21 protein-coding genes are annotated in these 23338 nt (G+C 31.7%); 8 read left to right on the forward strand and 13 right to left on the reverse strand.

The genetic code is table 11. From position 1 onward, the window contains the following. Positions 1-102 precede the first annotated feature (102 nt). The 3 genes from P2W65_RS05220 to P2W65_RS05230 all read left to right on the forward strand — a co-directional run bounded on the left by P2W65_RS05220 (position 103) and on the right by P2W65_RS05230 (position 2535). Complete coding sequence (locus P2W65_RS05220) at positions 103-1074, forward strand: HU domain-containing protein (protein ID WP_289663954.1); 972 nt, start codon at positions 103-105, stop codon at positions 1072-1074. Positions 1075-1338: 264 nt separating this feature from the next. Then, positions 1339-2082 (forward strand): helix-turn-helix domain-containing protein, encoded by a 744-nt coding sequence (locus P2W65_RS05225; protein ID WP_289663955.1) that lies wholly within the window; start codon positions 1339-1341, stop codon positions 2080-2082. Between the two features lie 30 nt (positions 2083-2112). After that, positions 2113-2535: a VOC family protein gene (locus P2W65_RS05230; protein ID WP_289663957.1), complete on the forward strand. Its 423-nt coding sequence runs from the start codon at positions 2113-2115 to the stop codon at positions 2533-2535. Between the two features lie 54 nt (positions 2536-2589). On the opposite strand, the gene P2W65_RS05235 is transcribed toward P2W65_RS05230, so the two are convergent. The 6 genes from P2W65_RS05235 to mnmG all read right to left on the reverse strand — a co-directional run bounded on the left by P2W65_RS05235 (position 2590) and on the right by mnmG (position 9991). Continuing rightward, complete coding sequence (locus P2W65_RS05235; protein ID WP_289663959.1) at positions 2590-3351, reverse strand: hypothetical protein; 762 nt, start codon at positions 3349-3351, stop codon at positions 2590-2592. Positions 3352-3430: 79 nt separating this feature from the next. Next, entirely contained in the window at positions 3431-5710 is a 2280-nt protein-coding gene (locus tag P2W65_RS05240; RefSeq protein ID WP_289663961.1) for a helix-turn-helix domain-containing protein, read from the reverse strand. A gap of 102 nt (positions 5711-5812) precedes the next feature. After that, positions 5813-6397 carry an OmpH/Skp family outer membrane protein gene (locus P2W65_RS05245; protein ID WP_289663962.1) on the reverse strand — a complete coding sequence of 195 codons (585 nt, stop codon included), beginning with the start codon at positions 6395-6397 and terminating at the stop codon, positions 5813-5815. A gap of 227 nt (positions 6398-6624) precedes the next feature. Next, positions 6625-7473, reverse strand: coding sequence for a class I SAM-dependent methyltransferase (locus P2W65_RS05250; RefSeq protein WP_289663963.1), 849 nt, complete (start codon positions 7471-7473; stop codon positions 6625-6627). A gap of 83 nt (positions 7474-7556) precedes the next feature. Further along, positions 7557-8027: a hypothetical protein gene (locus tag P2W65_RS05255; protein ID WP_289663965.1), complete on the reverse strand. Its 471-nt coding sequence runs from the start codon at positions 8025-8027 to the stop codon at positions 7557-7559. A 119-nt stretch (positions 8028-8146) separates the two neighbouring features. Beyond that, entirely contained in the window at positions 8147-9991 is a 1845-nt protein-coding gene (gene mnmG, locus P2W65_RS05260) for a tRNA uridine-5-carboxymethylaminomethyl(34) synthesis enzyme MnmG (protein ID WP_289666158.1), read from the reverse strand. On the opposite strand from mnmG, the gene P2W65_RS05265 reads away from it, so the two are divergent. After that, positions 9897-10553, forward strand: a complete 657-nt coding sequence (locus P2W65_RS05265; RefSeq protein WP_289666222.1) for a hypothetical protein — start codon at positions 9897-9899, stop codon at positions 10551-10553. The genes mnmG and P2W65_RS05265 overlap by 95 nt on opposite strands. 629 nt (positions 10554-11182) lie before the next feature. Here the strand turns inward: P2W65_RS05265 and ybeY are convergent. Both ybeY and P2W65_RS05275 read right to left on the reverse strand, forming a co-directional pair. Then, positions 11183-11602 carry an rRNA maturation RNase YbeY gene (gene ybeY / locus P2W65_RS05270; protein ID WP_289663966.1) on the reverse strand — a complete coding sequence of 140 codons (420 nt, stop codon included), beginning with the start codon at positions 11600-11602 and terminating at the stop codon, positions 11183-11185. Beyond that, the gene (locus tag P2W65_RS05275; protein ID WP_289663969.1) at positions 11599-15000 is read right to left on the reverse strand and encodes a collagen-like domain-containing protein; all 3402 of its coding nucleotides are present in this window, start codon (positions 14998-15000) and stop codon (positions 11599-11601) included. Before P2W65_RS05275 ends, ybeY begins: the two co-directional genes overlap by 4 nt. A 163-nt stretch (positions 15001-15163) precedes the next feature. On the opposite strand from P2W65_RS05275, the gene gltX reads away from it, so the two are divergent. Both gltX and P2W65_RS05285 read left to right on the forward strand, forming a co-directional pair. Further along, on the forward strand, positions 15164-16669 hold the full coding sequence (gene gltX / locus P2W65_RS05280; RefSeq protein ID WP_289663970.1) for a glutamate--tRNA ligase: 1506 nt from the start codon (positions 15164-15166) through the stop codon (positions 16667-16669). 134 nt (positions 16670-16803) lie between these two features. Beyond that, positions 16804-17784, forward strand: a complete 981-nt coding sequence (locus P2W65_RS05285; RefSeq protein ID WP_289663972.1) for an SPFH domain-containing protein — start codon at positions 16804-16806, stop codon at positions 17782-17784. Positions 17785-17806: 22 nt separating this feature from the next. On the opposite strand, the gene P2W65_RS05290 is transcribed toward P2W65_RS05285, so the two are convergent. The 5 genes from P2W65_RS05290 to P2W65_RS05310 form a co-directional block, all read right to left on the reverse strand. Continuing rightward, a complete protein-coding gene (locus P2W65_RS05290) occupies positions 17807-18061 on the reverse strand; it encodes a DUF6327 family protein (protein ID WP_289663973.1) in 255 nt (84 codons plus the stop codon). A 5-nt stretch (positions 18062-18066) separates the two neighbouring features. Then, positions 18067-18417: a competence protein gene (locus P2W65_RS05295; protein WP_289663975.1), complete on the reverse strand. Its 351-nt coding sequence runs from the start codon at positions 18415-18417 to the stop codon at positions 18067-18069. A 77-nt stretch (positions 18418-18494) separates the two neighbouring features. Then, entirely contained in the window at positions 18495-18821 is a 327-nt protein-coding gene (locus P2W65_RS05300) for a YtxH domain-containing protein (protein WP_289663976.1), read from the reverse strand. A 93-nt stretch (positions 18822-18914) separates the two neighbouring features. Continuing rightward, a complete protein-coding gene (locus P2W65_RS05305; protein ID WP_289663978.1) occupies positions 18915-19394 on the reverse strand; it encodes a hypothetical protein in 480 nt (159 codons plus the stop codon). A 1213-nt stretch (positions 19395-20607) separates the two neighbouring features. After that, positions 20608-22725 (reverse strand): glutamine--tRNA ligase/YqeY domain fusion protein, encoded by a 2118-nt coding sequence (locus P2W65_RS05310; protein ID WP_289663979.1) that lies wholly within the window; start codon positions 22723-22725, stop codon positions 20608-20610. Between the two features lie 151 nt (positions 22726-22876). Here P2W65_RS05310 and P2W65_RS05315 point away from each other — a divergent pair, with 151 nt between their 5' ends. Together P2W65_RS05315 and P2W65_RS05320 are read left to right on the forward strand one after the other, a co-directional pair. Beyond that, the gene (locus P2W65_RS05315; RefSeq protein ID WP_289663981.1) at positions 22877-23098 is read left to right on the forward strand and encodes a hypothetical protein; all 222 of its coding nucleotides are present in this window, start codon (positions 22877-22879) and stop codon (positions 23096-23098) included. Next, positions 23098-23319 carry a type II toxin-antitoxin system RelE/ParE family toxin gene (locus P2W65_RS05320; protein ID WP_289663982.1) on the forward strand — a complete coding sequence of 74 codons (222 nt, stop codon included), beginning with the start codon at positions 23098-23100 and terminating at the stop codon, positions 23317-23319. The genes P2W65_RS05315 and P2W65_RS05320 overlap by 1 nt, the downstream gene beginning before the upstream one ends. Positions 23320-23338: the final 19 nt, after the last annotated feature.

Below are 23338 nucleotides of genomic sequence, written 5' to 3' on the forward strand. Positions count from 1 at the left end.
CATATATATTTGAAAATGAATTATCTAAAAATAAAACTCAATTGTTAATAAAAATTGTGAATAAAATTTTGATAACTATAAGCGATGCATAACTTTGTGACTATGAAAATCGAAGTATACATCTCACAGTTATTGTATCGTTATCAGTGTGTAACGGTTCCAGGATTTGGTGCGTTTTTAACCGAAACACATTCGGCGCAGCTTAATCCAAACACTAATTCGTTTTTTCCTCCTAAAAAAACCGTTTCTTTCAACAGTCGTATCAAAAATAACGACGGATTGTTAGCAAATCATATCGCGCAAGCTGAAAAAACCTCTTATGGTTTTGCTGTAAGTGCAATTGCTTTTGAAGTTTTAAGCTGGAAAAAAACATTAGAAGAAAATGGCGTAATTCTTTTGAAAAATATTGGAGAACTACGTTTAAACTCTGAAAGTAATATCGTTTTCACACCAAACGATCAAAGCAATTATCAAGCAAATTCTTTTGGATTAAGTCCTTTTGTTTCTCCAATTGTGAAAAAAGAGATTTTCGAGAAAAAAATCGAAAAAATCGCTGCAAAAGAAAAAGATGCTGTTTTGTTATATGAAAATGAAGAACAGGCAAAATCCTCAAATCCATTCTTGAAATATGCAGCGATAATTGTTCTTGGACTTGGAATTACAGGAAGTATTGGTTATCCATTATATCAAAATCAGATTGACAACCAAACTCTTATGGTTGAAAAATCCGTTCAGAAAAAAGTGCAGAACAAAATACAAGAGGCCACTTTCTTTATCAAAAGTCCGCTTCCAGCAGTAACGCTTTCTGTAGATTCTGCTAAAGTTGAAACTGTTGAGCCAACTATGCCTTATCACATTATAGCTGGCGCATTCAGAAGTGAAGCAAATGCAAGAAAAGCTTACAATCAACTCATTAAAGATGGTTTCAAAGCTAGAATGCTGAAAGAAAACAAACACGGATTATTTCCGGTTTTATACGGAAGCTACGCTACAATGCAAGAAGCTGAACAAGCGAAAAGAGAAATACAAAAAGGCGAAAATCCAGACGCTTGGATATTAGTCGAAAATCTATAAAACTATTGAAAATCCTATTCTTCTGAATAGGATTTTTTTTTGCTTTTTACTGATTATAAACATCCTATAAAAATTATATTTTTGAGCTTATTTAACTGTACCGATAGCAATTGAAGAAAAATCAACTTCACAAAAAATCTGAAATAAATCGTAAAAAGGAAATATGCTTTTGTTAATTCATTTTCTTCCGTTTCACGTGGAAAAGATTCATTGTTAAATCAACAAGAACGAAATCGTATTAGATTCTTAAAAAGAGAAAAATCGATGAGCTATAAAGAAATAAAGCCAACTGAAATTCTAAGCAATTTTGTGCAATCCTTCTGGTATTATGAAACTTCAGAAACAGCAATAAACCACACTATTCTGCCCGATGGTTATTTTGATCTTATTGCCGAATTTGAAAACCAAGCCTTATCCAAAGTAAAACTGACTGGAATTTGGACAACACCAAAAGATATCCAAATACCCAAGAATACTACTTTTTTTGCCATCAGATTTAAACTCCTAGCACTCGAGTATTTTTTTAAAACAGAAATCAAATCTATTTTAGATACCACACAAAATTTACCGTTATCGTTCTGGAATATAGACTCTTTCGCCTTTGATGAATTCGAAAAATTTGCAACCGTCGTTTCTGAAAACCTGAACTTCAAAATCAGCAGATTTAATGCGATTGACAACCGAAAACTAAAACTATTCGATTTTGTATACCAACATCAGGTAAAAACAGTTTCAGAAATTTCTACTCAAATTTTCTGGAGTAGCCGGCAGATCAATCGCTATTTTAATTCGCAGTTTGGAATTCCGCTTAAAGAATTCCTGAAAATTATTCGTTGCAATGCTGCTTATCAAGAGATATCAAATGGAAATCTTAAACCGCAGATTGATTTCTTTGATCAAGCACATTTCATAAAAGAAATTAAAAAATACACTGGCGCTACACCAAAGGAACTTCACAAAAATAAAAACGACCGATTTTTACAATTATCAACACGGGAAGAAAAATAATTTTGAGGCTTAATTTTTAATTTCATTCAAATGAAAATAAGCAAACTATCTCCCAATTTTGAAGTAAGAGACATCAGAAAAAGTGTCGAATTTTACATCCAGCATTTTGGCTTTAAATTAATTATGGCGGTTCCCGAAAGTCAAGACGGCGTTGACAATGTAATTCATTCCGATAAAGAATATGTCTATGCCATGATACAGCAAGATGCTGTCGAAATTATGCTCCAGCGCTCGGATACTTTTAAGACAGATGTTCCTTTTTCTTCGGGAATGAAGATTGGAGCTACTGTATCTTTTTATATGGAAGTCAAAGGCATACAAAATTTGCATCAAAGCCTTAAAAATGAAAAACTTGAAATTACAGAACTCCAAAAAACCTGGTACGGAATGCGGGAGTTTTACGTAAAAGATCTGGATGGCTACATCTTGGCTTTTGCTGAAAAAGCGGCATAAATAAAAAACACTTTCTCTATCAACTCAAGAGAAAGTGTTTTTTAAGTTTGGATTTTACTGCCTCACAATCTTTGCATCCTGAGACAAAATTTTTTTTCCAGATTGATAAACCGTTAGAATTGCAGGCGGTGAATCTGATCGGCCCAAAACAATGATATAACAATTGTATGTGAAATTTCCTTTTTTAAATTCATAGTAATGATTTCCTCCAGTTCCATCCGCTTGATGAACTCCTTTTTCAATCACCAAATCTGGTTTGTCTGTCATTTTCTGTCTAACCGACCATGAAGCATATCTGTAATTGTCATTTCCGAGATCATCAATTCTGATTCTGAATTTTGAAGTTTCCAAAACAGCAACCGGTTCTTCAAATTTTGAAAGAGAAACGTTTACTTCTTTTTTCTGCGCCGCAATCAATTCTTTTTTTAATTTCAGTTCTTCATCAGATTGATGAAGAATACTCGTAATTCTTCCATCGGTATCAATCCACAAATCGCCTCTGTTCAGCATAATTCCTCTCCACCCTACTTCTGACCAATCTTTTGCCGGATCTGATTTCGTTATTTTTTCAATCAAAACTTTATCAAAAATCTGGTTGTATCTTTTTATAAAATCTTGTTTATCTTTCACAAAAGGAATTGGATATACTCGTTTAAACGGAAACTTAAAATGTTTTGAAACGGCTTTTTTATCTCCTTTTTTCACTTCCAAAATAAACTTCGAAATGAATTTCTGGTATTCGGGTTTCAAATCTTGTGCATTTACAAATGACGAACAAAAGATTAAAAACGCTAGAAAAAATTTATATGTTTTCATGCCAAAATTGATTTAATATATTATAAACTATAATTTTAAGAAACACAAACAATGTTTCACGTGGGACGTTCAAATACAATTAATTAATGCTCGCTTTGAACATTTTTAATTCGTCCCAAGTAAATTCATCACCGTGTTTTTCTTTCAGACCGCTTAACGATTCTTCCTGATAAAACTGAAACGCTTCTCTTAGTGCTAAAATTTTATCGTATGGTAAAACATCCGTAATTTCGATTTTTTTAGATTGAATCAGTCTGATCAAATGTCCTTCGATAGTTTGAACATTCAATTTACGCATTCTTGCAATATCTTCTACAGAATTTTTCTCGATCCACAAATCGTACGTTTCTTCAATTGTCGTTTTTTTAGCCGTTTTAAGCTCGGTTTTCTCCACTTTAGTTGATTTGTATCGAACAACGGGTTCTTCTGTCCTGAAAATGTCTGTATTTACTGTTTTCAGCTCTTCTCGGATTCTTTCCGCTTTGTTGATTTTATAATTTCGAATAACTGGCGATGATAATTTTTCTTTAGAGATTGCTTCGCCCGAAACCACAACTTCAATCAGTAATTTGGCTTTCATCAATCGCAAAACGGCTTTTGTTTGGAGATCTTCCAAAAAGTTTAGTTCTTCATAGAATTCCTTGACTTTTTTAAATTTCTGAATTTCATTTATTTTATAAATCAAATCATCAACCAACTTGTCCATTGGTTTAAAGAAATAATCATACGCAGCTTCTACCCTTTCTTTCACAAAAAACAAATCAACTGTTTCTTTGATGAAAATTTTATTGAGCTGTGCAATGAATTTCTGCGAAGGGTCCAAAAGCTGCTCGATGATTTCCATTCGCTTATTCGCCCAAGCCGCGTGTTTCGATTTTTCTGATCCAGTAGCATTTTCGTTATAACTAAAACGATGATTTCGCCATTCTTGCGCCAATTCTCCCCAATTAAAACTGTTAATCAAATAGTTATGAATAAAATTTTTGGTTTCAAAGTGAAGTGAAGTTTTCAAAACTTCTTCCGTTGCTCTGTTCAGAGCGTAATCCATCACATCTTGGTCGTTCGAAATACCATTCATCTGCATCGGAGAAAGCAAAATAAGCCCGTTTAAGGAACGCAAACGCGAAAGTGCTACATAGGCCTGCCCGGGCAGAAAAACTTGCGATACATCAAGCGCTGCTTTGTCAAAAGTCAAACCTTGGCTTTTGTGCACCGTAATCGCCCATGCGAGCTTGATTGGATAATGCGCAAAGGTTCCTAAAACCTCTTCCTCGATATCTTTGGTTTGTTCGTTGACTTTGTAACGGATATTCTTCCATTCGTACTTTTCTACTTCCAGAGTCATGTTCTCTTCAGGGAAGTGAACAAAAATTTCTTCATCCGAAAGCGATTTGATTACACCCATCTTTCCATTGAAATATCTCTTTTCAAAAGATAAGTCATTCTTAACGAACATGATCTGCGCCCCGACCTTCAATTTCAGTTCTTCTTCAACTGGGAAAATCTTCTCTGGAAAGTCTCCAACTACAAATGGTGTATAAATGTATTCTTTACCATCTAAATCATTGATTGACTGATTGTTAATAGAATCAGCTTTGGCATTATGCGTTGTAAGCGTTATATAACCTTTGTTTTCCTTGAAGTCAAAATCAGGCTTAACATAATGATTTAGAATGGCTATATCTTCTGGGGTGATCTGATTATTTCGAAGATTGTTCAAAACCGAGATAAAAGCATCATCGGTCTGACGATAGATTTTTGACAATTCAATATAAATCGGCGGATATGTTTGAAGAACATGGGAATGGAAAAAAAACTTTCCGCGGTAATAGTTTTTTAGCGTTCGCCATTCTTCATCCCGAATAACCGGTGGCAACTGAAGCAAATCTCCAATAAACAAAACTTGAACTCCACCAAAAGGCTGCGTGTTTCTTCGAACAGTCTGCATCATAAAATCGACAGCATCCAGCAAATCAGCTCGCATCATACTCACTTCATCAATAACTAGAAGCTCCATGTTTTTGATTACATTTCGCTTGACGTTATTCATTTTGAAATGGCGTCGCAGCGATTCCTTGTTTTCGAACTTAACCGTATCGGTAAATTGTGCACTTGCTTCATATGACGGAATAAATGCAGAAAACGGAAGCTGGAACATAGAGTGAATCGTAACACCGCCTGCATTCAAAGCCGCAATTCCAGTTGGCGCGACAACCACAGTATTTTTGTGAGTAGTTGCAATGATTTCGCGCAAAAGCGTAGTTTTTCCTGTTCCCGCTTTACCAGTAAGGAAAATAGATTTTTGCGTCTGATTGATGAATTGTAAAGTGTAAGCTGCCGCTTCTGAAACGTTTTGCATTGGGCTTGTATTAAAAACTAAAATTACCGCATTTTTATAAAAAGAAAAAACCTAAATCTTAGTGGATTTAGGTTTTTAGTAATTTAGTTAGTTTGGTAGTTTTTATTTTTTTGCTTCGCCTTCTTTTGCTTCAGCTGCTGGTTTTGCATCTGCTTTAGGAGAAGCTTTGTATTTTTCGTTCAATTCTTTGATAATCTCTTTTGTGATATCATATTTGTCTTCAGCATATAAAACAGTTGCAGCATCTCCTGTACCGTAGATGTAAGAGTAACCGTTTTTCTTTCCGTAGTCTTTGATGAATTTTTTAACTCCACTAACAAGAGAATCCATTTCAACTCCACTTTCTTGCTGTAATTGTTGAGCCAATGCTTGTTGAGCATATCCTAATTGCTGCTCTCTTTTTTGTAATTCTGCACCTCTTTGCTGTGCCCAAGCTTGACCATTTGCTTGTGCTTGACTTTGGAAGCTAGCAGCATCTTGTTTAAAACGTGAAATTTCAGCTTGTAATTGTCTCCCTTTTTCTTCCGCTTGAGCTTTATACTTTGCCTCTAGATCTTTTGCCTCAGTGTACTCTTTCATCAAAACCGAAGTATCCACGTAAGCTGTTTTTACTTCCTTTACCTCTGCTGTTTTGTTACAAGAAACTGCGAAAACTGAAAGTGCGATAATAACTAATGCTTTTTTCATTTTTTTTAATTCTAATTTTTTTAAGTGATTGAAGACAAAAATATAAAAAAATCAATAGCATCAGCATAAACTTTAAAAAATGCGTAAATTTTATCATATTGTTTTTATTTATAGAAAGAAAAATAACTATAAATCAACACTATTACTATAAAATCGATGTTTTTTGATCTTTTTCTAATACAAAAAGCCATTTCATCCTTTTTGGAAAAAATAGCTTTTAGATATTTTTATTTATTTTTTAAAACGTAAATATGTGACGAATATTCTTTTGTTGCTTTAGCTTTCCAATTTGATTTTAATCCAACAAAAAAAGCTTTGATATAATTCATTTTTCCCGTTTTATATTTTTCTGATAAAAGGCTAACATAAAACGAATCAAATTTCATTGGAAGTATTTTTTCCAATTTCATCTCTACTTTTTCAAAAAGCAGCTGAATTGATTTTTTAGAGAAATGCCAAAAATGAATTGGTACATCATAGGCTGCCCAAAAAGTTTCATAATGATTGGCATCAAACGATTTGTAATTTGGAACCGCAACAATTAATGTTCCAGTTGGTTTTAACAAACGCTTCAATTCTTGGATTTGATGTTCTAAATCTGGAACGTGTTCCAAAACATGCCACATCGTAATTACATCCAAAGAATTATTTTCTAAAGAGCTAATTTCTTCAACAAAAGAAATTCCTTTTTGTTTGGCACTATTTTTTGCTCTTTCACTTGGTTCAACTCCAATGGTCTCCCAACCGTTGTTTTTTGCTGTTAATAGAAAATCTCCAGTTCCAGCTCCAATATCCAGTAATTTACCTTTTTGTGGTTGTTCGCTATTAATTAAATTCAATTTATTCTGAAGCGCTATATTTTTTACAAAATGATAAGCTTTTTCAAATAAGGAACGTTTGTTGTCTGTATGCGAAATATAATCTTCACTTTCGTAGTATTTACCTAAATTTTGAAGTTCAGGTTGTGGAGAAGTAATCAGCATATCTAATTCTTCATCATAATACAAATCGAAAATTTCTTTTGAAACAGAATGGTCTTTTACCGTAAGAAAGTGTTTTTTGTTTAAAACGTCCATTTTTAAAATTATAGATATTTGGGTTTAATTTATAGCAAATCCTAAAAACGAAATTTCATCATTTTTAGGATTTTTAGTTTTTATTATTTGTTATTTTTCCAATTGATCTTCACAGCCGATATCTTTTCATTTTCTAATCTGATATCTGCTAAAACATCAAAACCATTTAGAACATAAAATTCTAATGGCGATTTGTATTTTTTATTATTTCGTTTGATATCATTTTCATGATCGATTACCCAGCCATTCAAATCTTCATTATTCTTTTTGATTTCTTCCAATAAAATTCTGCCGTATCCTTTTCCCTGAATTTGATAATTCAACATTATTGCAAACCAAACTTCGCTATCTCGTAAAAAAGTATAAGCCCAACCTTGAATAACATTTCCAGAGTCAATTAGAACGTAATTTTCTGTTTTTACTAAAGCATTGCAATACGACTCAAATTCCTGAAAAGTTTCATGACCAAATTGAACTGGATATTCATTATTTCGAAGTTGCCACAATGTTTCTTTTTCCTTTTCTGAAAAACTATTTTGATGTACAACTTTCATTTTTTGATCATTTTTTATTAAAACGTTTCACGTGGAACATTTGTTTAGTGATCAGTGTTCAGTTTTAAAGTGTTCAGTATAACTGCTAACTAAAAAACTGAACACTGATCTCTACAAATCTATCTTCCCATATAAATTAAAAGCACGGAAATATCACTTGGTGATACTCCACTTATTCTTGAAGCCTGTGAAATGGTTACAGGACGAATCTTGCTTAATTTTTGTTTTGCTTCAATCGACATTGATTTGATTTTGTTATAATCGAAATTGTCTGGAATTTTTACTTCTTCCAAACGATTTAATTTATCTGCATTATTTCGTTCCTTTTCGATATAACCCGAATATTTTACTTGAATTACCGCTTGTTCTACAATTTCTTCATCCAATTTATTTTCTTCGATATAAGAAGAAACTTTTTCAAATTTCAACATATCTTCTAGTTCAATCTGCGGACGAGAAAAAATCTTAAACATTTTATCTCCCTGCGAAATTGGTGCAGATTCTTTTGCTTCCAAAATCGGATTTGTTTCTCCAATCGTTACACTAGTTTCTTTAAAGAATTGAACCATCTTTTCAGATTCATTTAATTTCTTTTCCATTCTTCGTAGACGATCTTCAGAAGCTAAACCAATTTCGTATGACATTGGCGTCAATCTGAAATCAGCGTTATCTTGTCGCAACAAAGTTCTATACTCTGCTCTTGATGTAAACATACGATAAGGTTCTTCTGTTCCTTTGGTAATCAAATCATCAATTAGAACTCCAATGTACGCTTCATCACGTTTTAAAATCAATGGCTCTTTTTCGTGCACTTTTAAATGCGCATTGATTCCGGCCATCAAACCTTGAGAAGCTGCTTCTTCATATCCTGTTGTTCCGTTAATCTGTCCAGCGAAATATAATCCTTCAACTAATTTAGTTTCCAACGTATGTTTCAATTGTGTCGGTGGAAAGAAATCATATTCGATTGCATAACCAGGTCTAAAGAATTTTACATTTTCAAAACCTGCTACCGAACGAAGCGCTTTGAATTGAATATCCTCAGGAAGTGAAGTTGAAAATCCGTTTACATAAACTTCACAAGTATTCCATCCTTCCGGCTCCACAAATAATTGATGACGCTCTTTATCTGCAAAACGATTAATCTTATCTTCGATAGAAGGGCAATATCTTGGACCTAAACTTTTGATCCTTCCGTTAAACATTGGAGAACGATCAAAACCTTCTCTCAAAATATCATGAACATCCAAAGACGTATACGTCATATGACAAGAACGCTGATGAATTAATGGAGAAGTCACATCTGAATAAGAAAACTTAGCTGGTTTCGCATCTCCTTTTTCTTCGTTCATTTTAGAATAATCTAAAGAACGTCCATCTACTCGAGGTGGCGTTCCTGTTTTCATTCTTCCTGCTTCAAAACCTGCTTTGATCAAATCTTCGGTAATTCCGGTTGCAGCACTTTCGCCTGCTCTTCCTCCACCAAATTGTTTTTCTCCGATATGAATTAAACCATTCAAAAAAGTACCATTTGTCAAAACCACAGATTTGGAACGAATCTCCACACCAAGCGAAGTTCTAATTCCCTTTATCTTTCCATCTTCGATTATCAGTCCTTTTACCATCTCTTGATAAAAATCAAGATTTGGAGTTGCCTCCAACATCATTCTCCATTCTTCTGCAAAACGCATTCTATCACTTTGAACCCTCGGCGACCACATTGCAGGTCCTTTTGATTTATTCAGCATTTTGAACTGGATCGCAGTTTTATCTGAAACGATTCCTGAATATCCACCAAGTGCATCAATTTCACGAACGATCTGTCCTTTTGCAATTCCACCCATCGCAGGATTACAAGACATCTGTGCTATGTTTTGCAAACTCATTGTAACCAATAAAGTTTTCGATCCCAAATTTGCAGCCGCAGCTGCAGCTTCTGATCCAGCATGGCCAGCACCAACCACAATAACATCGTATTCTTCTAAAAACATTTTGTTTTATTATTCTCCAAAAGCCGCTAACGCAGTTTCTAGAATTACTTTTACATTTTCCTTGTTCCACGTGGAACGTATTTATTTTGTTTCAAGTTTCAGGTTTCAAGTTTCAGGTTTCAGGTTTCAGGTTCAAACTGGAATTTTCAAACTGGAATTTTCAAACTGGAATTTTCAAACTGGAATCTTTAAAATAAAATTGTTTCACGTGAAACAATTTTATTTAACTTCAAACAGAACTTCAAACAGAACTTCAAACAGAACTTCAAACAGAACTTCAAACAGAACTTCAAACAGAACTTCCAAATCAGAACTTCCAAATCAGAACTTCCAAATCAGAACTTCCAAATCAGAACTTCCAAATCAGAACTTTCAAATCAGAACTTTCAAATCAGAACTTTCAAATCAGAACTTTCAAATCAGAACTTTCAAATCAGAACTTTCAAATCAGAACTTTCAAATCAGAACTTTCAAATCAGAACTTTCAAATCAGAACTTTCAAACTAGAACTTTCAAAACAAAACGTTTCACGTGAAACATTTGTAAACTTCCATTCTAAACTTCCATTCTAAACTTCCATTCTAAACTTCCATTCTAAACTTCCATTCTAAACTTCCATTCTAAACTTCCATTCTAAACTTCCATTCTAAACTTCCATTCTAAACTTCCATTCTAAACTTCCATTCTAAACTTCCATTCTAAACTTCCATTCTAAACTTCCATTCTAAACTTCCATTCTAAACTTCCATTCTAAACTTCCATTCTAAACTTCCATTCTAAACTTCCATTATAAACTTCCATTATAAACTTCCATTATAAACTTCCATTATAAACTTCCATTATAAACTTCCATTATAAACTTCCATTATAAACTTCCATTATAAACTTCCATTATAAACTTCCATTCTAAACTTTCGAAGAACATTTTAAAATCATGTTCCACGTGAAACATCTTATGCTTTTCTTTTAAATTCAAACTTAAAAAATCGTTCCACGTGGAACGATTTAATCTTTTATTCAAACTCTTTACATTAACGTTCCACGTGGAACGTTGTAAATTCTTTTACTTTTTTTTTAAATATGTTTCACGTGGAACGTTATAAAAATTTTAAACAAAAATAAAAAACGTTTCACGTGGAACATATACATTCAAAAGTTATTTAATTACTGTTCCACGTGAAACATCTTCATCTTCTCTTCTTCCTTAGCTCTCATTAATTGAGCATCTTCATCGGTCTTATCTTTATATCCACAGTAATGTAGTATACCATGAGATAACACTCTCTTAAGTTCTTCAGCAAATGAAACATTGAAGTCTTTTGCATTGTCTGCAACTCGCTCTACAGAAACAAAAATATCTCCATTTAACTCGTTACCAACTGAATAATCAAAACTAATTATATCAGTTAAAGTGTCGTGATCTAAATATTCTACATTGATTTTATGAAGATACTCATCATCACAAAATATATAATTGATTTCACCTTCATTCTTGTTTTCAGAAACAATTACAGCACTAAGCCAGTCACTAAAAACCTGCTCGTCTCCTAAAGTAAAATCTGTTTCGTAATTAAAATTTATCATTTTGTATTAAAGTATTCTTGAACTTTTTGATTAAAATTCGAGCGCAAAGGTAGTGATTGTCTGTTTAATATCTCCACACTGTTTAAATATTCCAACAACGAACTTGGTAAAGCATTGGATCGATTCGTAAATTCAGCCTTATTTGTTTCAGATTGTCTTTGCGTATCTTGACCTTGTTGCTGTACTGCATTGTTTAATTTCCATAATTCTTGCTGAATATTTAAGATACGCTGCAAGTTCTCATTCTTAAAACCTTTATTCAAAATCTGCTTCTCAGATTGTTTCATTTGGTCAATAACAGATTTCCCTTGAGAGTCTAAACCTTTCTTTGCTAACTCTTTTTGTAGTGCTTCACGAAGCTTAACTTGCTCTTTATAAATTTCCATTATTGCTTCTGCATCGCCTTCTCCATCTTCTCCTTCATTACCGTTCTTCTCTCCTTTTCCATTCTTTCCATCTTTACCCGAAGAACCTTTATCTCCACTTTTGTTACCTTGTCCTTCCTTACCCTGACCATCTTTACCTTGACCATTTTGTCCTTGTCCAGACTTTCCATCTTTGCCATCACCAGCTTTATCTCCGGGTTGCTGACCTGGTTTCATTCCTTCTTTCATTTTATCAGCAAGACCTTTTTGTTTCTGAATAATATCTGGCAATTGCATTCCCTGCCCGTCACCCGGTTTAGGTTTTCCCATGCCTGGTTTAGACATAGACATCTGCATATTGTTTAATAAATCACTTAAAAAATCGGCTAACTTATTAGCAGATGAAACTGCATATTGTTGGTGTGAAACTCCTCTTGGAATTTGAACATCGGTTAAAGTTTCTATAGCCTTGTCCATATTGTATTGCACATTTCCAATTTCTTTGGTTACTTCTTCAGCTACTTTTGGATTACGCAATGAAAGTGCAAACAAACTATCATCAACATGTCGGAACTGCTGTTTCAAATTCTGCTGAATCTTGATGTTTTTTGTGAATGCAGAAGAACCTAATTTCATTGCTTTGAACTGTTTCATCACATCTTCTTGTGACAATGAATAAGCCAAAAGATTATCTAGAATCTGACGAAGCATTGCTACATCTTCTTCTAATTGCTCTTGTTCTCCACCTTCCATTTCACTCTGCATTTCCTGAGCCATAGACTTCATTTTCTTTGCAGCACTTTTCTGTTTTGGTTTAGCTCCAGAAGTATTCTTTTTACTCAATTCTTCAGAAGCTTTATTCAAATCATTATCTACTTCTTTCTCTTTTGAAGCATCAGATGGAATGTCTAAAGGCTTCTTTAAAGTCTTGTTTTCCTCTTTCAAGTCTTTTAAATCTTCTTGAATCTTATCAAAAGATTTATTGATTTCATCCTGCTTCTCTTTAGTGTTTTCTTTTTCTTTATTTGATAACTGTTCCTGTTGTTCTGACAGTTTATTTAGTTTCTCTGCAACCTGTTCTGCTTTCTTAGAAACATAAAAACGCTTGGTCAACTCAACCAATTGTTCTAAATTACGAGATTGATTTTTACTGATTTGTTTGAACTTTTCCATCTTATCAAACAGTTCCTCACTGTTTAATTTATCATTCAGGTTCTTCAATTCATCTAATAATTTCTGATTCTTTTCTAAATCTTTCTGTGCATTATCTAAACGCTTTTGTAAATCATCAGCAGTTTTATCCTTCTTATCATCTTTGAATTTGTCTAAATTCTGATTCATTTTCTCAGAGAATTGTTTCATCATTTCGTCTTGTTGTTTCTGACGTTTGATAAAATCATTGATCTTCTGCTGATCTTTAAACTCTAAATTATCCTTTTCTTTTCCTGTATTCTGAAGTTTATCCATTTCTGAAATCTGCTTCGTTTGGTTCTTCAAAGACTTAGATAAACTATTGATGTTTTGATTTTGTTGTTGTAATTCCTGATCCTGAATTTCATCTGTCGTAGCTACACGATCTGAAAATGTAGAAGACTTTGTGCTCTTAAATCCGTGTGGCGCATCGTTATCAAAAACTTCAAAATAGTATTCGTATGAAACACCTTCTTCTACTGGAAGGTTACTTGGAAAATTAAAAACAAACTGATCGAATACTCCAGCCTTCACAGGAATGTTTCCACGCTTAGCAGATTGTGGTTTGTTACGTTCATAGTATACAATTTGTAATTTCGAAAGCCCGTAATCATCACCCAATCTTCCAAGAATATAGTTCTTATCCAACTTCAAACTATCAGGTGCAGGACCAACATTGATCGTTGGAAACTGATCTTTAATCACAGACAGCTGATAATCTAGTTTTTCATAGTTTTTCACCTTATCATTAGACGTAAGTATTTGATATTCGGTATTTTGACTTATATTTTTAGCTAATTTAAACTCATTTTCTTCCTTATTGAACTTAAATACTTCATTATCTCTTTTCCACACCACTTCTTGTGTAGATTTGGTATTCATTTTCCAGGTTACAGTCGTTCCTTCTGGTACAATTGCATTTCCAGTTCCCTGAATTGTTTCTGATTTTTTCTTTAGATAAGAAGGGAAATTCAAAACCATTTCGAAGTTAGCAATTGATGGAACAGTGATTACTTTTAATTCATATTCTTCTGAAACAACTGAATTTCCTTCAAAAGAAAATTGAATATTTTCGGAAGGTTTTTCAATTTTAAATTCAAACTTTCCGGCTTGAGGAGATTCCATAAAATAGCTTTCATTACCAATATGAATCATCACATTTTCAGGAACAACGTTTCCAACAGATTCCATTTTGATCACAAAATCTTTGTTCTGTTCTGCCTGCAAATTCGAATTTAAAACCACAAACTTGAAAGGAGCTGGTGGTAAAAATGCAGCATTGAAATGCACTACTCTATTCAAACTCTGAGAAATAATATTACTATTTCCAGAAATATAAAACACAGCAAAAAGTAAAATTGGAACTAAAGCTAATGGCAGATATTTTTTGTTAGCTTTAAAATTGATGGCATTTCCAAAAGGAATTGGCTGCAAAGAATTTGCTTTTTGTTCTATCGAAGCCAAAACCAATTCTGAACTTTCATTATTATTTTCAGAAGACAATTGCAAAAAGTTAGTCAACTTATCGCTTACTTCTGTGAAATGACTTCCAATAATTTTTGAAGCCTGAGTATAATCAATTCCTTTTTGAAGTTTGAATAACTTAAATAATGGGAAAAGAATTAAACGGACTAAAAGGAAAACTTCAACTCCAATAAATAACCAAAACAGAAAAGTTCTTCCTAAAGGTTTTAGCCAAAGAAAGTACTCTACAAAAAGCGTAAATAGAAAATATAATAAACCAAAACCGGTAAAAAGTAATACGCCTTTTATCAATTCGTTGGTATAATATTTCTTAATGAAAGCCTCTAACTTTTGATATATTGCAGATGATGTTTTCAAAATAAATCTGTTTTAATTATAACCTATAAAAGTAGTAATTATAATAATACCTTTTTAAGATTCTAAGTTACTAAGACGCTAAGGTTCTAAGATTGAAAATCTAAAATCAACATTCTGAAATCTAAAATCATAAAACGTATCTTTGCATCAAAATTTTAAACAAATGTCAAAGCAAGTTCGTGTGCGTTTTGCACCAAGTCCAACTGGACCATTACATATTGGCGGAGTTCGTACTGCCCTATTTAATTATTTATTTGCAAAAAAACATAACGGTGTTTTTTATCTAAGAATTGAAGATACAGATCAGACTCGTTTTGTTCCAGGTGCAGAGGCTTACATTATGGAAGCTTTAGAATGGTTAGGAATTGCTCCTGAAGAAACAGTTGGAAAAAATGAAAAATTTGGTCCGTACAGACAAAGCGAACGCAAAGATTTATACCAGCAATATGCAGATCAACTGATCAATTCTGGTTGGGCATATTATGCTTTTGATACTCCCGAATCTTTGGATACTTTGAGAAAAGAACATGAAGCAGAAGGAAAAACATTTATTTACAATCACCACAATCGTGAAAAATTAGATACTTCTTTAGTAATTTCTGCTGATGAAGTTGCTAAAAGAATTGCAAATGGAGAAAATTATGTAATCCGTTTTAAAACTCCAGTTGATGAAACTTTACATTTAAAAGATATCATTCGTGGCGATGTGAAGTTTGAAACTAATCTTTTGGATGATAAAATTCTTTTCAAAAGTGACGGAATGCCAACGTATCATTTAGCTAATATTGTGGATGATCATTTGATGGAAACATCACATGTAATTCGTGGAGAAGAATGGTTGCCATCTATGCCTCTTCACGTTTTATTATACAAAGCATTTGGTTGGGAAGCTCCAGAATTTGCACACTTACCTTTGATTTTGAAACCAGTTGGAAATGGTAAATTATCAAAAAGAGATGGAGACAAAATGGGATTCCCAGTATTTCCTTTAGAATGGAAAACTAAAGAAGGTGTTTCATCTGGTTATAGAGAGAATGGATTTTTCCCAGAAGCAGTTGTAAACTTCCTTGCTTTACTAGGATGGAATGATGGAACTGAAAAAGAATTATTTTCTTTAGAAGAATTAGCAGAAGCTTTTGACTTGAATAGAGTTCACAAAGCTGGAGCTAAATTTGATCCAGAGAAAAACAAATGGTTCAACCACCAATATTTAGTAAAACAAAATGATGCTGATTTAGCCAAAACCTTCTCTCCTATTTTAGAAGAAAAAGGCTTCTCTACTCCTATCGAAGTAACAACTCGCATTGTATCACTTATCAAAGAAAGAGCTAATTTCGTATCTGAATTTTGGGAACTTACTGATTTCTTTTTCCAAGCTCCAACAGCTTACGATGAAAAAGCAAGTAAAAATTGGAAAGAAGAAACTCCAGCATTAATGAAGGAATTGATTTCTGTTTTAGAAAATATTGAAGATTTTACTTCTGCAAATATTGAGACATTTGTAAAGGATTGGTTAACTAAAAACGAAATCGGAATGGGTAAAGTAATGCAACCTTTCCGTTTAAGTTTGGTTGGAGCTTTAAAAGGGCCTCACCTATTTGACATTGTTGAAATCATTGGAAAAGAAGAAACTATCTCTAGAATCCACAAAGCAATTGAAACATTGTAATTAAAATTTCACTTAAAAATAGAAACGCTAAGTAACATCTCTAAAATGTTCTTAGCGTTTTTTTAATATTTAATAATTTTATTTTAGAAGAATTTTCGTAATTTACCAAAATCATAAATATAAATTAAATAACCATGGGTACAGCATTTATTATCTTATTAGTATTCGCATTCTTCATTTTAATGTCTTCATTTTTTACAGTGAAGCAGCAAACTTCTATCGTGATCGAAAGATTTGGAAAATTTCTTAGTGTTAGAAATTCAGGATTACAATTAAAAATTCCTATTGTTGATAGAATTGCAGGACGTGTAAATCTTAAAATTCAACAGCTAGATGTTATCATCGAAACCAAAACAAGAGACAACGTTTTTATCAAAATGAAAGTTTCAGTACAGTTCAAAGTAATTCAGGAAAAAGTATACGAAGCTTTTTATAAATTAGAATATCCACACGATCAAATTACTTCTTATGTTTTTGATGTCGTTCGCGCTGAAGTACCGAAACTAAAATTGGATGATGTTTTTGAAAGAAAAGACGATATTGCAGTTGCAGTAAAACGTGAATTGAACGAAGCAATGTCAACTTACGGATATGATATCATCAATACTTTGGTTACTGATATTGATCCGGACATCCAGGTAAAAAATGCCATGAACAGAATCAACGCTGCTGACAGAGAAAAAACAGCAGCAGAATTTGAAGCAGAAAGTTCAAGAATTAGAATCGTTGCAAAAGCAAAAGCTGAAGCAGAAAGTAAACGTTTACAAGGACAAGGTATTGCAGATCAACGTCGTGAAATTGCAAGAGGTTTGGTTGAAAGTGTTGAAGTTTTGAACAATGTTGGAATTAATTCTCAAGAAGCTTCTGCCTTAATTGTCGTTACGCAGCATTATGACACTTTACAATCTATTGGATCTGATTCAAACTCAAACTTAATTCTTCTTCCAAATTCTCCACAAGCTGGAAGTGATATGTTAAACAATATGGTGGCATCATTCTCAGCTTCAAATCAAGTTGGAGAAATGATGAAGAAAAACAATAAAAAAGTGGAAAAACCAAAACAAGCACCAAGACAATCTGGTTATGAAGATGACATTCAACCAGATGTTCAATAATAATTACAAATAAAAAAGAGGCTTAACTGCCTCTTTTTTTATTCATAAACCAATTGATTACAAATGGAATAATTGATTGTAAAATTTGTGGATATGATTTTTTAAAATAATCTGTGTACGAAGAAACAAATCCGTTTACTATATTTTGTGGTGTAATGCTTTCTTTAGTTCTCTGAAAACTCAAAACTAATTTCTGATAATTGATCTCTTTTTCTAATTTCAAGATTTCTAAATCTCTGTCGATTTCAGCATAAGAAGAGTATTTTTTCTTTTCCATAAGTCTTAGTCATTAAAAAATATTTCTGAAAATTTCTCCAATATTGGCCCTTCCACCATTTTGTCTTTTATGAAGAAAAGTAAAATAGTAAATAAAAGATAGATCCCTCCTACTGTTAAAAATCCTAAAGCATTACTTTCGAATAAAGATCCAAAAGCGTACGCTGCTGCAAAAGATCCAAAAATTAAAACCATCGTGAAACACAACAAGATCAAAGTAAATTTGAAAATCAAGGTTGTAGATTTCATTGCCACTTTAAATCCCCAAAGTTTATAGTAAGCCAAATGACTGTCAATATAAATCTTAGTTTGATCCTGAATTTTCTCACTGTTTTCTTTTAACTCTTCAAAAGCCATAATTATAAATTTAAAATAAAAAAAAAGCACAAAACTTTCCTATAAAAATAAGCAAGTTATGTGCTTTTAAAAAATTATTATTTCTGAAGTTTAGCGTTCTGTGCTTTCAATTCAGCCAATTTAGTTTCTAAAAAAGTAATTACTTCTTCTGTTTTATGGCTTACATTAGAAAGTAAATCATTCAAAGTTCCATCAAAATTTTGAGTAGCACTTGTAAATTTTTCACGAAGAACTTCCGAGCTGGCATCAAAAGAATCTTTGATATTATGTTTGGCATCATCGATACCTTCTTTAATTTTTGCTCGAGTTTTGGATCCTTTATCCGGAGCAAACAAAATTCCGATTGCTGCTCCTGCCGCTGCAGCCGCTAAAATTGCAGCCGCTGTATTTAAATTCTTAGACATGATGTTACAATTTTTAAATTATTATTAAAGATACTCATTTTTAAAATGATAAAACTTTGATTAATTGTTATTTACTATAAATTAACAATCTTATTAATACACATAAGTTGTAGCTTCATATTTACCATCACCTTTGTCTACAATACTAACAAAAGGAGATCCGTTTGAAGCCGACTTCGTTTTGATTCTCATAGCAGTCTGTTTTTGATTTGCAATTGGCGGTTCTCCTTTTGTCCTTGTCGAGACACCTGTAAAACTTGCTGCTTGTTTCAGTCCAATTGTTTTTTCCTGAGGCAAAACAGTTACCATTTTGAAATCGTCTTTTGAATCTACTACTATTTTATCAGAAACTTTTTGAGTTGTTTTTGTTTGTTTGTTCGTAATAGATGAAACAGCATGTTTGCTAATTTTTACTTCTTCAGAACTTCCGTTCAATGAATAGTAAATTAAACCATTTTCGTTTTTTATGAAATTAACATCAAGTTGTTCACCATTGTGTTTTGTAATTTGATGTGTTTGTGAAATTGCAACATTTGCAAATAACATCGCTAGCGTAAAATATAAAATTTTCATGATTATTAGATTTAAATTAAAAATGATCAGATTTGAAATTTTAAACTAAAGCTTCACACAAATTCAATGTTATGGAATTTTGTACATTATGAAATAATTTGAAAAATACCTTTTACGCGAAATATTATCAAAATTACATCACAATAAAAATGAGAACATAAAATTGTCTTTTCGGGAAATCAATTTTGAAAATTCACTGCTATAAAAATTACGAGTTTTTAAAAACAGTAAAATCCAGTTTAGTTTCCGTCACGGCAAATTTTAATTTTTCTTAAATCATCTCTGATTTCTGGTATTGAGTTAAAAATAGCAACTTTATAAACAATTGTGTGTTAACAAGCCGTTAAACTGACTAAAATAACAGCCAAAAGTTAAATAAAAGCTTCAAATAAACAATTATTTAAAAAATGAGTAATCTATCAACTACCTTTTAAAAACGCCTTAAAATCGATTTATGAAGGTTAAAATTAATATATTAAAACTATTATTTTATAAATTACTATCAATTTTACAAATAATAAATAAAAACTAAAATTTTAAAAAATCAATAATAATAATTTATAAACATAAAATTAAAATCAAGACCTTAAAAAAATAACAAAAAACTATAGATATAAATTTTATAGTAATTTTTATAAATAATAATTACAAACTAAATTTAAATCTATAACAATAATAAAAACTTATAATTGTAAAAATTGAAGTCAAAAAAATAAAAAATAAGAAAAAACTTTAATTTAAGTTTTTTTAGAAGAAAATTGGAAACAAAAAAGCTAAAAATTAAAATAAAGAGTTATAATGAATGAAAAATAAAAAAAGGTCTTCTCTATTCAACTATTTTTTATTCGCCTTTAAAATTAAATTATAAAAGTCACTTTTAATATATAAAATAAATAAAAATAACAAATTTAATAGATTTTATAAATAATAGATAAAATATTTAAAATAATAAATTTAAAATAAATAAAATTTATTATTAAGGTTTTAAAATAAACACTGAATCAAAAAAAAGTAAAAAATTAAAATAAAGCTTTCTAATAGATTTAAATTAAAAAAATGAATTCCTTATCCAATAAAATTTTATTTTCGATTAAATTAAACTTATGAAAGTTACTTTTGATTTATAAAAATTATAAAATTTAAATTTTTAATAGTTAATCTATATAATAAAAAAAAGCGCTTATAAAAGCGCTTTTAATAAATTTATCTGATATTACTTCTTCACCATTTCAGAAAGAATTTCAATTTCTCTTTCAGAAGCATTTTTTGGAGGATTTGAATATAATTTCAAAATTTCATCATCAAACTGATTTTTGAAACTTTCACTTTCAATATCTCTTAAATTTAAAAGTGCTTTTGATCTTACATAAGTCGATTCACTTTTTAAAGACATTGAATATAATTTCTTAATATCTTCTTCTTCAAAATCTGTAGATTTCCAGTTTGAATATTTCAAAATAAACTGAGAAAACAACAGCGAAGCCTTATTATTGTTGATATTCTTCTTTAAAGAATTCTGTAAAAGAGAAAAAGTAGAGATATTTTTGATGTTCTCCCCTATTGCACTTTCAATTGCAATTCTTTCTGGTTTAGTCTCAACTTTGAAATATTTGTTGATATCTTTCAAAGAATTATTGATACTGTTTTCTTCTTTTTTACCCTTTTCTTCCCAGGCATCTTTTAGTCCAACAGTTTTGTTAAATACTAATTTTGAAGGAGTTGAGTCTTTATCAACAGTAAAATAACCTAAACGTTGAAACTGAAATTTATCTTCATTTTGAGCTGTTGATAAACTTGGTTCAACATATCCAGTTACAATTTCTAATGAATTTGGATTCACAAAATCTAAGAAATTTTTGTCTTTATAACTGTCCGGAGCTTCATCTGTAAACAAACGATCGTACAAACGAACTTCAGCTTCCAATGCATGTGAAATAGAAACCCAATGTAATGTTCCTGACACTTTTCTTTGGCTTGCTTCTGTTCCGCTTCCGCTTAAAGAATCAGTATCATAAGTTACATGAATTTCTGTAATATTCCCATTTTCATCTTTTACAACTGATTCACCTTTAATGATATAAGCATTTTTAAGACGAACTTCTTTTCCTAAAGTCAAACGAAAAAATTTAGCCGGAGCTTCTTCTAAAAAGTCTTCTCTTTCAATGTATAATTCACGTGAAAAAGGCACTTTTCTGAAACCAGCACTTTCATCTTCCTGATTGTTTTCAGCTTCTAACCACTCTTCTTTTCCTTCTGGATAATTGGTAATTACCAATTTAACTGGATCTAAAACAGCCATTACACGAGGTGCAATTTTGTTCAAATCTTCACGAATACAGAATTCCAAAACCGATACATTGATCAAATTATCACGTTTTGCAATACCAATTGTGTTAGCAAAATTACGTAAAGAAGCAGCTGTATAACCACGTCTTCTTAACCCAGAAATAGTTGACATTCTAGGATCATCCCAACCGTTAACATGCTTTTCTTTAACTAGTTGCTGTAATTTTCTTTTACTCACAACAGTATGTGATAAGTTACGTCTGGCAAATTCTCTTTGTTTTGGACGAAGCTTATTATCATCAAAAATCTGATCTAAAAACCAATCGTATAATTCACGGTGAGGCAAAAATTCAAGTGTACAAAATGAGTGTGAAATTTGTTCTAAATAATCACTTTGTCCATGCGCCCAGTCGTACATTGGATAGATTTTCCAAGCATCTCCAGTTCTATGGTGATGTTTGTGTAAAATTCTGTACATAATTGGATCACGCATTAACATGTTTGTTGATTTCATGTCAATTTTAGCACGAAGAATATGCGTACCAGCCTCAAATTCACCGTTTTTCATTCTTTCGAATAAATCTAAGTTTTCTTCAACAGAACGATTTCTGTATGGACTATCAGTTCCTGGAGTTGTTGGAGTTCCTTTCTGGATCGCCATTTCTTCAGAAGATTGACTGTCAACATACGCTTTATCTTTTTTAATTAAGAAAACGGCCCAATCATACAATTGTTGGAAATAATCTGATGCATAACATTCTTCAGCCCATTTGTAACCCAGCCATTCTACATCTTTTTTAATAGCATCCACAAATTCCTGCTCTTCTTTTTCAGGGTTTGTATCATCAAAACGTAAATTCACAGGAGATTGATAATCAATTCCTAAACCAAAATTTAGCGCAATAGAACTCGCGTGCCCAATGTGCAAATAACCATTTGGTTCTGGTGGAAAACGAAAGCGAAGTTTAGTATTTGAAAGACCTGATTTTACGTCTTCCTCTATGATTTGTTCAATAAAATTGAGTGATTTCTCTTCTGATGCCATTATTTTATAGTAATTTTAGCAAAGATAAAAAAGTTTATAGTTTATAGTTTATGGTTTATAGTTTTCTTTGGAAACTTACTGAAAACATGAAACGTTAAACTCAAAATCTTTAATTAATTTATTTAGTATTTTTGTCTAAATATTCAGAATTATGAGACAATTAACTGTTACAATCCCAGACGATTTCTACGAGACTTTTATTAGTTTTTTCAAACATGTTCCAGACGTTACTATAGATGAAAATGTTGAGAATGAAATTCCATTATGGCAACAAGAAATGGTTTTGGATCGTATAAAAAATGCTAAACCAGAGGATTTTATTAGTTGGGAAGAATCTAAAAAAAGACTCAATGCTAAATGGAATAAGAAGTAATGTTCAAAATAAATATTCTTTTAAGAGCTGAATTAGAAGTAGATGAAATTGTTGAATATTATGAATCTCTTTCTGATGGTTTAGGAACAAAATTTTTTAATGAATATCAAAAGTATGTAGATACTTTAAATACATTTCCATTTTTTGAAGAAAAGTATAATATAATTAGAACCTTACCTTTGAAAAAATTCCCATACACTATTCATTTTACAGTTGATTAAATTAACAAAATAGTTACAG

The sequence above is a fragment of the Flavobacterium panacagri genome, from assembly GCF_030378165.1.
GTDB classification, from domain to species: Bacteria; Bacteroidota; Bacteroidia; order Flavobacteriales; family Flavobacteriaceae; genus Flavobacterium; species Flavobacterium panacagri.

Excerpts from the sequence above, each read along its gene's own strand:
- P2W65_RS05310 (WP_289663979.1), bottom strand. The coding sequence starts at position 22,725 with ATGGCATCAGAAGAGAAATCACTCAATTTTATTGAACAAATCATAGAG.
- P2W65_RS05285 (WP_289663972.1), top strand. The coding sequence starts at position 16,804 with ATGGGTACAGCATTTATTATCTTATTAGTATTCGCATTCTTCATTTTA.
- P2W65_RS05235 (WP_289663959.1), bottom strand. The coding sequence starts at position 3,351 with ATGAAAACATATAAATTTTTTCTAGCGTTTTTAATCTTTTGTTCGTCA.
- P2W65_RS05265 (WP_289666222.1), top strand. The coding sequence starts at position 9,897 with ATGTTTTGCAAACTCATTGTAACCAATAAAGTTTTCGATCCCAAATTT.
- P2W65_RS05300 (WP_289663976.1), bottom strand. The coding sequence starts at position 18,821 with ATGTCTAAGAATTTAAATACAGCGGCTGCAATTTTAGCGGCTGCAGCG.
- P2W65_RS05245 (WP_289663962.1), bottom strand. The coding sequence starts at position 6,397 with ATGAAAAAAGCATTAGTTATTATCGCACTTTCAGTTTTCGCAGTTTCT.
- P2W65_RS05305 (WP_289663978.1), bottom strand. The coding sequence starts at position 19,394 with ATGAAAATTTTATATTTTACGCTAGCGATGTTATTTGCAAATGTTGCA.
- P2W65_RS05255 (WP_289663965.1), bottom strand. The coding sequence starts at position 8,027 with ATGAAAGTTGTACATCAAAATAGTTTTTCAGAAAAGGAAAAAGAAACA.
- P2W65_RS05320 (WP_289663982.1), top strand. The coding sequence starts at position 23,098 with ATGTTCAAAATAAATATTCTTTTAAGAGCTGAATTAGAAGTAGATGAA.
- ybeY (WP_289663966.1), bottom strand. The coding sequence starts at position 11,602 with ATGATAAATTTTAATTACGAAACAGATTTTACTTTAGGAGACGAGCAG.
- P2W65_RS05290 (WP_289663973.1), bottom strand. The coding sequence starts at position 18,061 with ATGGAAAAGAAAAAATACTCTTCTTATGCTGAAATCGACAGAGATTTA.
- P2W65_RS05225 (WP_289663955.1), top strand. The coding sequence starts at position 1,339 with ATGAGCTATAAAGAAATAAAGCCAACTGAAATTCTAAGCAATTTTGTG.
- P2W65_RS05220 (WP_289663954.1), top strand. The coding sequence starts at position 103 with ATGAAAATCGAAGTATACATCTCACAGTTATTGTATCGTTATCAGTGT.
- P2W65_RS05250 (WP_289663963.1), bottom strand. The coding sequence starts at position 7,473 with ATGGACGTTTTAAACAAAAAACACTTTCTTACGGTAAAAGACCATTCT.
- gltX (WP_289663970.1), top strand. The coding sequence starts at position 15,164 with ATGTCAAAGCAAGTTCGTGTGCGTTTTGCACCAAGTCCAACTGGACCA.
- P2W65_RS05315 (WP_289663981.1), top strand. The coding sequence starts at position 22,877 with ATGAGACAATTAACTGTTACAATCCCAGACGATTTCTACGAGACTTTT.
- P2W65_RS05295 (WP_289663975.1), bottom strand. The coding sequence starts at position 18,417 with ATGGCTTTTGAAGAGTTAAAAGAAAACAGTGAGAAAATTCAGGATCAA.
- P2W65_RS05230 (WP_289663957.1), top strand. The coding sequence starts at position 2,113 with ATGAAAATAAGCAAACTATCTCCCAATTTTGAAGTAAGAGACATCAGA.
- P2W65_RS05240 (WP_289663961.1), bottom strand. The coding sequence starts at position 5,710 with ATGCAAAACGTTTCAGAAGCGGCAGCTTACACTTTACAATTCATCAAT.